At 67.9% G+C, this 12,798-nt stretch carries 10 protein-coding genes, 2 tRNA genes and 4 pseudogenes; 9 read left to right on the top strand and 7 right to left on the bottom strand.

What is annotated here, in order from left to right; genetic code table 11:
- A partial coding sequence (locus tag GJ632_RS22150) for a DUF6663 family protein (RefSeq protein ID WP_343161159.1) occupies positions 1 to 220 on the top strand: 220 nt, incomplete at its 5' end.
- Between the two features lie 33 nt (positions 221 to 253).
- Here the strand turns inward: GJ632_RS22150 and GJ632_RS12735 are convergent.
- Positions 254 to 1,233 (bottom strand): annotated as a pseudogene (locus tag GJ632_RS12735) (C-terminal binding protein).
- A 245-nt stretch (positions 1,234 to 1,478) separates the two neighbouring features.
- Here GJ632_RS12735 and GJ632_RS12730 point away from each other — a divergent pair.
- The 3 genes from GJ632_RS12730 to GJ632_RS12720 all read left to right on the top strand — a co-directional run bounded on the left by GJ632_RS12730 (position 1,479) and on the right by GJ632_RS12720 (position 4,215).
- Positions 1,479 to 1,907, top strand: coding sequence for a CopG family ribbon-helix-helix protein (locus GJ632_RS12730; RefSeq protein ID WP_089804743.1), 429 nt, complete (start codon positions 1,479 to 1,481; stop codon positions 1,905 to 1,907).
- Positions 1,908 to 2,001: 94 nt separating this feature from the next.
- Complete coding sequence (locus GJ632_RS12725; protein WP_191453165.1) at positions 2,002 to 3,099, top strand: hybrid sensor histidine kinase/response regulator; 1,098 nt, start codon at positions 2,002 to 2,004, stop codon at positions 3,097 to 3,099.
- Between the two features lie 285 nt (positions 3,100 to 3,384).
- A complete protein-coding gene (locus GJ632_RS12720; RefSeq protein ID WP_191453164.1) occupies positions 3,385 to 4,215 on the top strand; it encodes a winged helix-turn-helix transcriptional regulator in 831 nt (276 codons plus the stop codon).
- A 19-nt stretch (positions 4,216 to 4,234) separates the two neighbouring features.
- On the opposite strand, the gene GJ632_RS12715 is transcribed toward GJ632_RS12720, so the two are convergent.
- Positions 4,235 to 4,642, bottom strand: coding sequence for a hypothetical protein (locus GJ632_RS12715; RefSeq protein WP_089804738.1), 408 nt, complete (start codon positions 4,640 to 4,642; stop codon positions 4,235 to 4,237).
- A gap of 119 nt (positions 4,643 to 4,761) precedes the next feature.
- On the bottom strand, positions 4,762 to 4,962 hold the full coding sequence (locus tag GJ632_RS12710) for a hypothetical protein (protein ID WP_089804736.1): 201 nt from the start codon (positions 4,960 to 4,962) through the stop codon (positions 4,762 to 4,764).
- A gap of 94 nt (positions 4,963 to 5,056) precedes the next feature.
- Here GJ632_RS12710 and GJ632_RS12705 point away from each other — a divergent pair, with 94 nt between their 5' ends.
- The 4 genes and pseudogenes from GJ632_RS12705 to GJ632_RS24770 all read left to right on the top strand — a co-directional run bounded on the left by GJ632_RS12705 (position 5,057) and on the right by GJ632_RS24770 (position 9,151).
- The gene (locus GJ632_RS12705; protein WP_191453163.1) at positions 5,057 to 6,109 is read left to right on the top strand and encodes an iron transporter; all 1,053 of its coding nucleotides are present in this window, start codon (positions 5,057 to 5,059) and stop codon (positions 6,107 to 6,109) included.
- A 253-nt stretch (positions 6,110 to 6,362) separates the two neighbouring features.
- Entirely contained in the window at positions 6,363 to 8,135 is a 1,773-nt protein-coding gene (locus GJ632_RS12700) for a thermonuclease family protein (RefSeq protein ID WP_191453162.1), read from the top strand.
- 192 nt (positions 8,136 to 8,327) lie between these two features.
- A pseudogene (locus GJ632_RS12695) lies at positions 8,328 to 8,912 on the top strand (multicopper oxidase domain-containing protein); the annotation flags it as partial.
- A gap of 107 nt (positions 8,913 to 9,019) precedes the next feature.
- Positions 9,020 to 9,151: a hypothetical protein gene (locus tag GJ632_RS24770; RefSeq protein ID WP_255473565.1), complete on the top strand. Its 132-nt coding sequence runs from the start codon at positions 9,020 to 9,022 to the stop codon at positions 9,149 to 9,151.
- A 183-nt stretch (positions 9,152 to 9,334) separates the two neighbouring features.
- Here the strand turns inward: GJ632_RS24770 and GJ632_RS12685 are convergent.
- Both GJ632_RS12685 and GJ632_RS12680 read right to left on the bottom strand, forming a co-directional pair.
- A tRNA-Ile gene (locus tag GJ632_RS12685) sits at positions 9,335 to 9,409 on the bottom strand.
- A gap of 106 nt (positions 9,410 to 9,515) precedes the next feature.
- Positions 9,516 to 9,588: transfer RNA gene (locus GJ632_RS12680), tRNA-Asn, on the bottom strand.
- Between the two features lie 147 nt (positions 9,589 to 9,735).
- On the opposite strand from GJ632_RS12680, the pseudogene cca reads away from it, so the two are divergent.
- A pseudogene (gene cca / locus GJ632_RS12675) lies at positions 9,736 to 11,099 on the top strand (CCA tRNA nucleotidyltransferase).
- Positions 11,100 to 11,185: 86 nt separating this feature from the next.
- Here the strand turns inward: cca and GJ632_RS12670 are convergent.
- Both GJ632_RS12670 and GJ632_RS12665 read right to left on the bottom strand, forming a co-directional pair.
- A pseudogene (locus tag GJ632_RS12670) lies at positions 11,186 to 12,201 on the bottom strand (histone deacetylase family protein).
- Positions 12,202 to 12,633, bottom strand: a complete 432-nt coding sequence (locus GJ632_RS12665; RefSeq protein WP_089804696.1) for a histone family protein — start codon at positions 12,631 to 12,633, stop codon at positions 12,202 to 12,204.
- Positions 12,634 to 12,798 lie beyond the last annotated feature (165 nt).

Below are 12,798 nucleotides of genomic sequence, written 5' to 3'. Positions count from 1 at the left end.
GTTCGCGGAGTTCCGCGACGGCGTGCGCCCCCTCGACCCCCTCGTCAGCCGCGTCGAGACCGGTGAGAGCGACCGCGTCGAACTGCCGTCGGAGGCGGAGCAACCCCGCGCGGTGTTCGTGTTGCGACCGGCGGACGAACCGTTCCTCGCCGTCTACATCGTCTTCGACCGCGAGAGCGTGCTGGCGCAGACGGTGCGTGACACGTACGTACGGGACTGAAGAACCGCCCGTTTCCGGCTCCGAGACGCCGCCTCAGACCCAGTCGGGGTCCACGCGGTTCTCGGGGGTCTCGCCCCGCAACACCCGGCGCACGTCGGCGGCGGCCGTCTCGTTCACCTCGGCGCTGGCCTCCACGGAGTGCCACCCGTGTGGGAGGTCACGACGACGTCCGCTCGGTCGCGAAGCGGCGAGTCGGCGGGGAGCGGTTCGGACTCGAACACGTCGAGGGCGGCGCAGTCGAGTTCGCCGGCGTCGAGTGCCGTCAGGAGGGCGTCCTCGTCGACGACGGCCCCTCGGCCGGTGTTGACCAGTACGGCGTCGTCGCGCATCCGGGCGAACGCCTCGGCGTCGAACATCCCCCGCGTCTCCGGCGTCGCGGGCGCGTTCACCGAGACGTAGTGCGACCGGTCCAGCAACGTCTCGAAGTCCACGAGTTCGACGTCGACCGACAGGTCGTCGAGAGCGCCGTCGTCGAGGTAGGGGTCGAACGCGACGAGGTCGAGGCCGAACCCGCCGACCATCTCGGCGGCGCGGCGGGCGATTGCGCCGAAGGAGACGAACCCGAGCGTCCGACCGCGGAGGCGGTGTATCTCGTTGGCGGTGGAGTCGGCCTCCGGCCACTCGCCGGCGCCGATGCGGCTATCGACCTCCGGGATGGCCCGGACGGCCGACAGGAGGAGGGCGACGCTGTGCGTCGCCACCTCGTCTGTGCAGTAGCCGGGGACGTTCGTGACGACGACGCCGTGTTCCTCCGCGGCGGCGACGTCGATGTTCTCGAACCCGACGGCGGCGCGGGCGACCACGGACAGGTCCAGACGCGCGAGTGCCTCCTCGGTGACGGGCGTCGCGATGTCGGTGATGAGGGCGTCGGCGTCCACCCGTTCGCAGGCGTCCACGAGACGGTCCGTCGAACCGAGGTCGGCCAGAGTGACCGCCGCGGTCCCGTCGAGCGTCCGTCGGAGTATCTCCGGCCGGACCATGTGGTAGTCGCTGGCGACGACTTGGTGTGGCATCTCGTCAGAGGGTTCGGACTCCTGACCCTTAGTCCTGATTTATATTCTTGTAGTAGCGAGAAGAAAGGAACTGAAGCAGTCACGAACAAAACCATCTGTCGGAGAAAAGTTCAGAATCGTTCACGGCAGTTCGAGTGGAGCGTCCCCGAGAGCGTTCGGACCGAATCGACGGCGTACGAGACTCTCGCATCGTCGGGAGCGCTCGTGTAACAATCCTTAATATATTTGCGGCGTTGTTTTAATACATGACAGTCGTCAGCGTCTCCATGCCGGAGGAACTGCTGGAGCGAATCGACACGTTCGCCGACGAACACGGCTACACCGGGCGGAGCGAAGTCGTCCGCGAGGCGGCACGGAACCTCCTCGGGGAGTTCGAGGACAGGCGCCTCGAAGACCGCCGACTGATGGCCGTCGTCACCGTCATCTTCGACTACGAGACGACGAGCGTCGAGGAACGGATGATGAAACTCCGACACGAGTACGAAGGGTTCGTCGCCTCCAACTTCCACAGTCACGTCGGCGAGCACTACTGCATGGAACTGTTCGTCCTCGAGGGTCAACTGGAGGACATCTCCACGTTCGTCGGGAAGATTCGCGCGACGAAGGACACCCTCAGCGTGGACTACTCGGTGATGCCGGTGGACGACTTCACGGCGTTCGCCACGCACGACTGAGGCCGGCGCGTCGCCGGCGAGTCGGTTCGGCGCGGGCGCGACGTGTCACTCGCGGGTCGTGAGGACTTTTGTATCCCATCGAACTCTACCAGACATGGACAGACGGGTGCGAGTGCTGTTCGTGGAGGGGGACGAGGACCCGACGGCGGTGTCGCCGCACCGCCTCGAGTCGGGGGCGCGGGGAGTGGAAGTCGACGGCGTCGCCTCTCCGGCGGCGTCGGACCTCGACCCGGCAACGTACGACTGCGTGGTCTGCAACTACGCGTTGGCCGACGGCGACGGCGTCGGTGTGGTCTCGAAACTGCGTGACGCCCACCCGTCGCTACCGGTGGTCGTCTACACGGCCGTCGGAGACGAGGCGGTGGCGCGCGACGCCCTCCGCGCCGGCGCGTCGGACTACGTGGTCGGGGACGCGACAGGCGAGGAAGCGGGAACCGAGGAGACGACGCGGACGGTATCCGACGAGGCGGCGACGCTCGAACGGCGAGTCGTCGCGGCCGCGAACGCGGACGGCGCCGACCGAACCGGCGAGCGTGCCCGAACGGACGGGTCGACGGCGGCGCAGTTGGAGACGCTCACGCGCGTCCTCACGCACGACATCCGCAACGACCTGTCGGTGGTCGTCGGGTGGGCGGACGTCCTGCGCGACGCCGTCGACGAGGACGACGAGGAGGTCCTCGACCGCATCCTCGACAACGGCCGGCAGACGCTGGAGTTGACCGACGTGGCCCGCGACGCGGTGGAGATAATCGTCGGCGACGGGACGGAGGAGGTAGAGCCGACCCGCCTCGAACCCGTCCTCCGCAGGGCGGTCCAGACCCGACGCGAGACGTTCGGCGACGCGGTCGTCGAACTCGACGAGGTGCCGACGTGCCGCGTCGCCGCGAACTCGCTGCTCGAGTCGGTGTTCCGCAACCTCCTGAACGACGCCGTGGCGAACCACGCCGGGACGGACCCGGCGGTTCGCGTCGCCGGCGAACGCGACGGCGACACCGTTCGGGTCCGCATCGAGGGCGGGGCGACGGACCCCGACGGCCGACGGCGACGCGCACTCGGGGAGAGCGAACTGGACAGTCCCGCCACGGGAATCAGCCTGTTTCTCGTGAAGACGCTCGTCGACGCCTACGGCGGCGACGTCCGGGTCGAAGACGCCGACGCGACGGTGGTCGTCGAACTCCGCGTGACCGACTAACCTCCAAGTAAGTACCCACGCACTTCAGGGTTAGCCAAGAGTTTTTTATAGATACCGAGAACGTCGAGATGCCGACGACGCCGGTCCTGTGGGACTCGACCACACTGCGAAGCGTCACCACGTCGTCGGGCACGGTGGAGGCTTCGGCGCGACGGAGTCACGCGACCTCATCGACCCACCCCCCCATCCATCCCCTTCCGTCCCGGTTCCGTCGCGCGTCACACTCCTTTCGACGCAGCCCACCGAGAGAAATCGTTATCAGGAGAGATACTGATAGACGGACGAATGACCGACCGGGACCCGTCGCTCCGCGCCGTCCTCGAGGGGGCGGCAGTCGTCGGCAAGAAGTGGCACCCGGCCGTCGTCTACTCACTCGTCACCGACGGCCCGGCGGGCTTCTCCGACCTCGAACGGCGACTCGACGTGTCCGCGAAGGTGCTCAACGACGCGCTGGCGGACCTCGTCGACGACGGACTGGTCGAACGGCACGAACTGCAGACGAGCCCCCTCCGCGTCGAGTACACGCCGACGGCGGCGGGGCGCGAACTCGCGGCCGTGCTCTCGGACCTCGGCCGGTGGGCTGACCGGCACCGTGGCGACGGGTCGCCCGTCGTCCTCGTCGTGGACGACGACCCGCGCCTGACGGAGATGTACGCGTCGATGCTGTCGGGGTTCGAGGTCAGGGCGGCCAACGACGGCACCGAGGGACTGGCGGCGGTGGGCGAGGACGTGGACGTGGTCCTCCTCGACCGGAAGATGCCGGACGTCTCGGGCGAACACGTCGCGGAACGCATCGCAGACCAGTATCCGGAGATACGGGTCGCGCTCCTCGCGTCCGCCCGCCTCGACGAGGCGGCGCTGTCGGTGCCGTTCGACCGGTACGTCAGAAAGCCGGTGACGGCGACGGAGTTGGCCGAAGCGGTCGAAGACCTGTTGACGCCGCGGTCGGAGCAGGCCCGTCGATATCTCTCCGTCGTCGCGAAGATGACCGCGTTCCGGGGCGACACCGGGACGGAAGCCTACCGAGAACTGGAAGCGCGGCGCGAGCGACTGGCACGGGACCTGGACGACCCGGAGCGAATCGCCGCCGGGGCGGGTCTCCTCCCAGTGGAGTGAGGCGGCGGCCGCCCTCAGTTCACTCCGGAGCGTCGGCGACGCGGAACTCGTCGAGTTCGGCGGTACACCACGGACAGAAGTCGATGTCGCCGTCGAGTTCCTTCCCGCACTGCGGACAGTGCGTGATGGTTCCGTCGGGTTCGACGGCACGGCGAGCGGCTTCGTTCTGGGCGCGAGCGACCAGATACGCGTCGAACGCGCTCGCGAGAACGATGGAGAGAACGGGGTACAGCGGTTCGACTGGGCCGGTCCCGTCGACGAACGCCTGCATCTCCGCCGGTTGAACGAGCAACACGGCGGCGGCGACGGCGACTGCCAACCACCCAAACGCCCGCTTCCACCTGCGGAGGTAGACGTGGCCGGCTCCCGTCGCGAGCGTCCCGAGGGCGGCAGCGAGCCACGGCCGTTTCCGTGAGTTCCGCTCCATGCTTCAACTGAACGTTCGGTCAGGATAACTCTTGGGGGCCGGCGAGCGTCGGCGAGACGGACGTTCGCGAGCGATTCGGTCGCGTTCGCCGGGCGAGTCGGACCGCCCGAGGGCGGCGGTTACCGCCGACCCTCTCGTGGGTTCGTCTCGCCCGCGAACCGGGCGAACGGGTAGACCAACGAGAGTGCGAGGAGGAGGAGGGACGCCGCTCCGAGTGACAGCAGGGGGCGTTCGGTCACCACGCCCACCCCGACGACGAGCAGCGCGAACCCGGCCGCCGCGAACTTCCAGTCGAGGGGCGACCGACTCTCTGCGTCCATACGGAGGCTCCGAGGCCGGTGGTCAAGAGTGTGTCCACCGCGGTTCGCCACGTACACCAGAAGGGGTATATCGCGCAACCGTCTGCGAACCTGCATGGACCGACGACGATTTCTCTCCGCCGCGGGAGCGGCCGGAGTCGGGAGTCTCGCCGGGTGCATCGGCGTTCCCGACCTGCTGGAACGGCGGAGCAGGGAACCGCCCGTCGTCGCCGACCGGCCGGCGGCCGTCTACGTCCCGACGCACGTGGATTCGATGGAGATGGCGGGAACGACGGCCGTCGGCGACCTGCAGGCCGCGGTGACGTACTCCTATCCGCACCGGTTCTGGGTCGTCGAGCGAGACGACGGCGCGTTCGTCACGAAGCGCGTCGCGGCGACGGCCGAGGACAGCGTCCACCTGATGGTGTCGGTGTGGGAACCCGAGACGGGACTGGTCGTCCCGAACACCGGACTGTCGGTGGCCATCCGTCGCGGGGGCGAACTCGTGAGTCAAGAAGTCGTCTACCCGATGCTCTCCCAGCGGATGGGCGTCCACTACGGTGCGAACTTTCCGCTCGACGGCGACGGAACGTACGAGGTAGAAGTCAGCGTCGGTGGCCTCGACGCGAACCGCTTCGGGTCGTTCGCGGGGCGGTTCGCGGACCCGGCGACCGGAACCGTCGCCTTGGAGTTCGCCACGCGGACGCTGAACGACATCACGTCGGAGTCGCTGGCGGACACGCAGGGCGAACGCGGCGCGGTCAGACCGATGGAGATGGCGTCGATTCCGGTCGGACGGGCCCCCGAGACCCTCCCCGGCGCGTCGCTGGGACGCGGTACCAGCGGCGACGCGGCGTTCCTCGGAAGCGTCGTCTCCGCCGACCGGTTCGGCGACGACCCGTACGTCGTCGTCTCCCCGCGGACGCCGCACAACGGACTGGTCCTCCCCGGCATGGCGCTGGAGGCGAGTATCGACGGCGGGGCGTCGTTCGACGGCCCGTTGGGCGCCGGACTGGACCCCGAACTCGGGTTCCACTACGGGGCGCCGGCGCCCGGACTCGCGGACGGCGAGACGGCGGAACTGCGCGTCGAGACGCCGCCACAGGTCGCACGCCACGAGGGGTACGAGACGGCGTTCCTCGACATGCCGACGGTGACGCTGGCGTAGTCGGCGTGGGTGTGACGGGCCCCGCATCGGGTCCGCGCCGAACGACGGCCCGGACGGCGGTCTGTCGGCGGGCGGAGCGAGTACCGTCGAATGACCGCCGAAAACTGTTCGTTAATCCACACTCTTGAAACGGGAACAGCCGCCCGCGACGATAATTTATACTGTAAAAGTTGACTGTGTGTATAACGAGACATTATATCACCGGAGATTATGCTGAATTATATGGTCCGCGGGGGAGTCGGTCGGGTACAGCATGTCCCGGCTAGCAGCGCTCGCAGTCGCTCTCCTGCTCATCACGGCGGGGTGCACGTCTGCGGGACCGCAATCCTCCAACGACAGCGACGTCAAGACGCAAGTCTCCACGGCGAACGCACAGACGGCGACCGACTCGGGAACGGCTTCGACGACGGACGTCGCCACCGACGCGCAGCAGGCGGCCGCCGAGGGTGAGACCGCGCAAGCGAGCGAGGAGGGCGGTGGTGCGAGCGACGAAGCGGACGCGGGGACGAGTTCACCGACAGACGCGTCTGCGGACTCCGGTGACGACGCTAACGATAACTCAGACGACGACGCCTCCAACGGCGACTCTAACGACTCTAACGACTCTAACGACTCTAACGACTCTAACGACTCTAACGACTCTAACGACTCTAACGACTCTAACGACTCTAACGACGACGATTCGTCGGCGGACACGGACACCGGCGCGCAGTCGAACGCCGCACCGGAGAGCACGAACGACAGCGCCGACAACGGGACGATGACCTCGACGTCCAACGCGACCACGACCGCGACGCCCGGCGCGACGTCCACGTCCGATTCGTCCCCGGACGACGCGAACCGGACCGAGTGGACCGTGACGGTGGTCGAAGTGGTTGAGGCGGACACGCTGCGAGTCGAGTTCCCCGACGGGAGCGTCGACGAGATCAGACTCGTCGGCGTCGAAGTGCCGGACGGGCAGTACGAGGACGACGACTTCGAGGGGATGCCCACAGACGACGGCGGCGAGGAGTGGCTCGACGAGTGGGTCAGTGAGGCGACCGACTTCACGCGCGAGCGAGTGGCGGGCGAACGCGTGACGATTCGCGTCGACTCCGCGGCCGACCGCCGCGACTCGCAGGGTCGGCTCCTCGTCTACCTCGACGCCGGCGGCGACACGCTGAACGAGCAGTTGGTCCAACAGGGCCACGCGCAGGTGTCCGACCACTCGTTCTCCAAGCGGGCGCGCTACGAGGAGCTAGCGACGAACGCCCAGCACGGCTACACCGGCCTCTGGCAGTTCTTCGAGCCGAACCCGCTGGCGACCGAGGAACCGACGGAATCCGACGAGAGCGACGACGCTGAGGACGACGGCGAGGGCGACGACGCTGAGGACGACGGCGAGGGCGACGACGCCGAGAGCGAAGCCGAACCGGCCGAGACGACGACGGGCACGCAGTCGGAGTCAACAGAGACGCGGACCGAGACGACCGACACGGAAACGGAAACGCGGACCGAGACGACCGACACACAGACGGCCACAACGACCGAGACGCAAACTGAAACGCAGACTGCCACCGTCGAACCGACGGACGCCGAACCCGAGACGGCCCAGTCGACGGACTCGCCGACCGAGTCGCTGACCGAGACGGTGACCGAGATACTGACGGAGACGGTGAGCGGCGAGGACGACGATTCGGAGTCCACCGATTCGGAGGCCACCGAGACGGCGTCGGCGGATTCCGAGACCACCGAGACGACGGACGCCACGCAGACGGCGGAGACGAGTGACGCCGAGTCGGCAGCGGAGAACGACGCGGCGGCGGAAACGCAGGCGAACAGAGACGAACGGGCGGACGAAGCCGCCGCAGATGATGGCGGCTCCGAGAACGCCGACGCCGACGACTCCCAGACCGACACGAGCGAAGAAGCGGACGACGACGACACCGACGACTCCCAGACCGACACGAGCGAAGAAGAAGACGACGACGACACCGACGAGTCCGATGCGTCGAACGACGACGACGAGACGACGGCCGACGCCTGACGGGAGACGGCCCACGAGGGGACTCAGCCCCGCTAGTTGTCTCATATCGTATCATTATCACTCTCCGGGAAGTCACGTTCGTTCGTGAACTAGTAGCCCGCGAGGGCTGCTCTACAGCAATTAAATGCTCTGTTTCTCGGTGGGTGAGAGTTTGCTTCAGTGAATATGTCCCTCTACGGATAACTACGAGCTATGACGAACGAAATCGGTGCCCCCGGTGACGGAATCTCCCGACGACAGTTTCTCGCCGCGACGGGGTCGACGGGCCTGTTCGCCTCCGCCGGTTGCCTGACGAGTTCGACGCCGACGGTGACGCGGGTCGACGCGTCGGCCGCGCAGTCGGTCGCCGGCGACCTCCCGACGACCGGCCGGCCCGAGGTGGTCGAACTCGGCGACCGAGACAACCACGTGACGCTGAAGTCCGTAAGCGCGGTCCACCACGTCCACCCCGGCGAGACGATGAACGGCCCCATCACGCTCCCCGTCGTGTGGGCGTGGCAGGCCGACGACGGAACGCCCTCCGTCCCCGGCCCGATTCTCCGCATCGCCGAGGGAGAGACGTTCTCGGTCACTCTCGACAACACGGAGATGGACATGCCGCACACGTTCCACGTCCACGGCCTGCGGAAGACGTGGGAGAACGACGGCGTGCCGACGACGACGGGCGTCACCGTCGAACCCGGCGAGACGCACACGTACGAGTTCACCGCCAACGTGGCCGGCACGCACCTCTACCACTGCCACTACCAGACTCCGCGACACATGGACATGGGGATGGCCACGAGTTCGCCCTCGCCTTCGACGGCGACGGCCTCTCGACGTACGAGTGTACGACGTACCGCGACCGAGGGATGCGCGGCGTCGTCCTCGTCGGCGACGGGCCGGTGGACGAGTTGACGCCGATGGGCGTCGGCGTCGCCGCGGGCACCGTCGGACTGGCCACCGTCGGTGCCGCCCTCGGCGTCGGGCTACACCTGCGCACGGCGTCCCAGTACGACCCCGACGAGGAGTCCTAGCGAGGCGGCGCGACTCGACTCGTTAGAATAGCGTCGAAGCGCCGGTCGCCGTCGCTCGCGGGTTTTTTTTTTTTATGGGCCCTGACGGATTCGAACCGTGCCGAGACCTCACTCTGTTCGGTCTCGTCGGGTTCGATCGTCAGCGGTACACACTCGGTCCTCGCTGACGCTCGGACACTCGTATGGGCCCTGACGGATTCGAACCATCGACCACTCGGTTATGAGCCGAGCGCTCTAACCAGACTGAGCTAAGGGCCCGATTCGTTCACCAGTTTCCGCGGGCACCTCTTTAGCGTTGTCGTTGTCCGCCGAGGAACCGGCCGACGGAGCAACGACTGGCCGGCGGAATCCACGGAGAAACTGACGCCGTCGCCAGGACTCGAACCTGGGACCACCTCGTTAACAGCGAGGTGCTCTACCAACTGAGCTACGACGGCTCGGGGGCGTGCGACTGCAATCTATCGTACACCGAGGAACTTTGATAGGGCTTTCGTTTTGCCCCGCGCGTGCGGGGTGTCAGCGTGCGTCCGAAAGGGGCCCCACCGACACGCTTTCGCCCGGTCACGGACAACGCCGAAGCAGCAATGGCCGAGTCGGACTCCGAGGACCTGTCGCGCGTCGTCGCCCGCGTCCGCGAACGAATCGACCCGGACGCCGCCGAGCGAACGGCGCTCCGCGAAGCGGTCGAGGCGCTCTCGGCCCGCGTCGAGGACGCGCTGAACGAGGTACCCGTCGACGCGGACGTGATTCAGGTGGGGTCGACGGCCCGGGGGACGTGGCTCTCGGGCGACCGAGACATCGACCTGTTCGTCCGCTTCCCCGACGACGTGGACCGCGAGTCGCTCGAACGCTACGGACTCGCCGTCGGCAACGCCGTCTTCCCCGAGGGCCACGAGGAGTACGCCGAACACCCGTACGTCGTCGGGGAGTTCGACGGTTTCGACGTCGACCTGGTGCCGTGCTTCGACGTGGACGAGGGGGCCGCCATCCAGTCGGCCGTGGACCGAACGCCGCACCACAACGAGTACCTCCGCACGCGCCTGGACGAGGAACTCGCCGCCGACGTGCGGGTGTTCAAGCGGTTCCTGAAGGGCATCGGCGCGTACGGGAGCAACCTCCGGACGCAGGGGTTCTCGGGGTATCTCACCGAACTCCTCGTCCTCGAGTACGGGAGCTTCGAGTCGCTGCTTCGCGCCGCCGCCGACTGGCACCCGCCGGTCGAACTCGACCCCGAGGACCACGGCACGCGGTCGTTCGACGACCCACTCGTCGTTGTCGACCCGACGGACTCGACGCGGAACGTCGCCGCCGTCTGCTCGGCGGAGAACGTCGCCCGACTGCAGCACTACGCCCGCGAACTCCTCGCGGACCCCCGCGAGGAACTGTTCGTCGACGACGAACCGGAACCGCTGTCCGCCGCGGCGGTCCGCGACCACGTGCGACGACGCGGGACGACGCCGGTGGCCGTCGTGTTCGACGCGCCCGACGTCGTGGACGACCAACTGTACCCCCAACTGTACAAGTCCATCGCGGGCGCGAATCCGAACTCGGCCGGCGGGGGTTCGCGCCGATTCGGTCGACGACGTTCGCCGACGACGACGCGGTCCTGTTGGTCGAACTCACCCACCGGACGCTCCCGAACGTGGCGCGGCACGACGGCCCGCCCGTCCACGTCCGCGACCACGCCGAGGGGTTCTACGAGACGTACGCCGACGGCGACGCCTACGGCCCGTTCCTGAACGGCGACCGGTACGTCGTCGAACGGGAACGCGAGTTCACCGACGCGGCCGACCTCCTGCGAAGCGAGACGCTGTTCGAGGTGGGACTCGGCGCGAACGTCGAGCAGAAGCTTCGAGAGGGGTACGAGGTACTCGTCGGCGACGACGTCGGCAAACTCGCCGAGGCGTTCGGCGTCGAACTCGCGCGGTACTTCGACCCGCGGCCGTAGTCGACCGCCGGCGCGGTCCGTCGGCAGTCCGGTCGGTTCTCGGCCGTCCAGTCGCCTGTCGGCCGGTCGTTTTCGCCCGGTCGTTCTCAGTCGTCCAGTCCGTGAGCGTCCTTCACGTCGCCGACCAGCGTCTTCGCCTTGTCGTCGGGTTCTTCGTCCACCGCCATCGGCGTCCGCCCGTCGAACGTCTCGTGGACGATGGCGACGCCCTCCGAGAGCGTGTCGAGGCCGTAGCCGCCTTCGAGGACGAACGCGAGTCCGGCGTCCACGTCGTCGGCGATGGCCCGGACGTTGTCGGTCAGTTGCGCGTAGCCCTCCGTGGAGACGCGCATCCGCGAGATGGGGTCGTGGCGGTGCGCGTCGAACCCCGCGCTGACGATGAAGAGGTCCGGGTCGAACCGTTCGATGGCCGGCCGGAGCACCTCGCGCACGACGAGGTCGTAGTCGGCGTCGCCCGCGCCGGCGGCGAGCGGTGCGTTCAGCGTCGTCCCCTCGCCGTCGCCCTCGCCGATTTCGTCCACGTGGCCGGTCCCGGGGTAGAGGCCGTCCTCGTGGAACGAGGCGTAGAACACGTCGCCGCGGTCGTAGAAGATGTCCTGCGTGCCGTTGCCGTGGTGGACGTCCCAGTCGAAGATGGCGACGCGTTCGGCGTCGAGGCCGTCGTCCTCGATGACCGTCTGGGCCGCGACGGCCGCGTTGTTGACGAAACAGAAGCCCATCGCGTCGTCCTCGACGGCGTGGTGCCCCGGCGGTCGGCCCAGTGAGAACGCGGTGTCGCGGCCGTTCACTCCCTCGACGGCCTTCCGCGCGGCCCACTGTGCGAGGCCCGCCGAGGCGAGGGCGGCGTCCCACGTCTCCGCGGAGGCGACGGTGTCGGGGTCCCAGTTGCCGCCGCCGTCCTCACAGAACCCGCGAATCTCGGCGACGTAGTCGTCCTCGTGGACGGACGCCACGTCCTCGTCGTCCGCCGGGTCGCTTCGACGTACTCCACGCCGTGACGCTTGGCCAGCGCTCGTCGGATGGCGCGGAGACGGTCGGCCGTCTCGGGGTGACGCTCGCCGGTGTCGTGTGCGAGACAAGTCTCGCTGTAGCCGAACTGCATCTACTCGAAGAGGGCGAAGTACGTCTCGATGTCTTCTGCCTGTATCGTGCGTCGGTCGGCGTGTCGAGCGAGTTTCGCCGCGGCGCCCGCGACGTTGTCGGCGTAGTCTTCGAGGATGTCCGCGAGTGCGATGCGGGCGTCCATCGAGACTCGATACCGGTCGCCGATACGGAGACGGGCGATGCGGTCGATAGGTGCGATGGGGAGTTCGAGTTCGTCCCGGGGGACGACCTGCTCGACGTCGAAGTCCGCCGCCATCAACGTCTTTCGGCCGTCCTCGTGGGCTCGCTCCGCCGCGTCGATGGCGAGTTCCGAGCCGTGTCGCTGGATGCGACGGGCGAGTTCCTCCGCCGCGTCGGCGCTGACCCGAAGGTCACCAGCGTTCCGGCGGATGATCGTGTCGACCGGGGCGAACGGTAACTCGACACTCATACCCACATATGCCGGGCGTGCCGCGTATAATCCTTTCCGTAACGGCCCTCTGCGACTCTCCGCGGACGCGACGGCGTCTCCGCCCGTCGGACGGAACAGCGCGTGCGCCGCGCGGCGGGTCAGCGGGTGACCGACTCGACGTCGGTCGCCTCGATGCGGCCGTCG

The organism is Halogeometricum sp. CBA1124, from assembly GCF_009741955.1.
Taxonomy (GTDB): domain Archaea; phylum Halobacteriota; class Halobacteria; order Halobacteriales; family Haloferacaceae; genus Halogeometricum; species Halogeometricum rufum.
The sequence above is the reverse complement of the archived record's forward strand: the minus strand, read 5'-3'. Positions and strand labels throughout refer to the sequence as shown.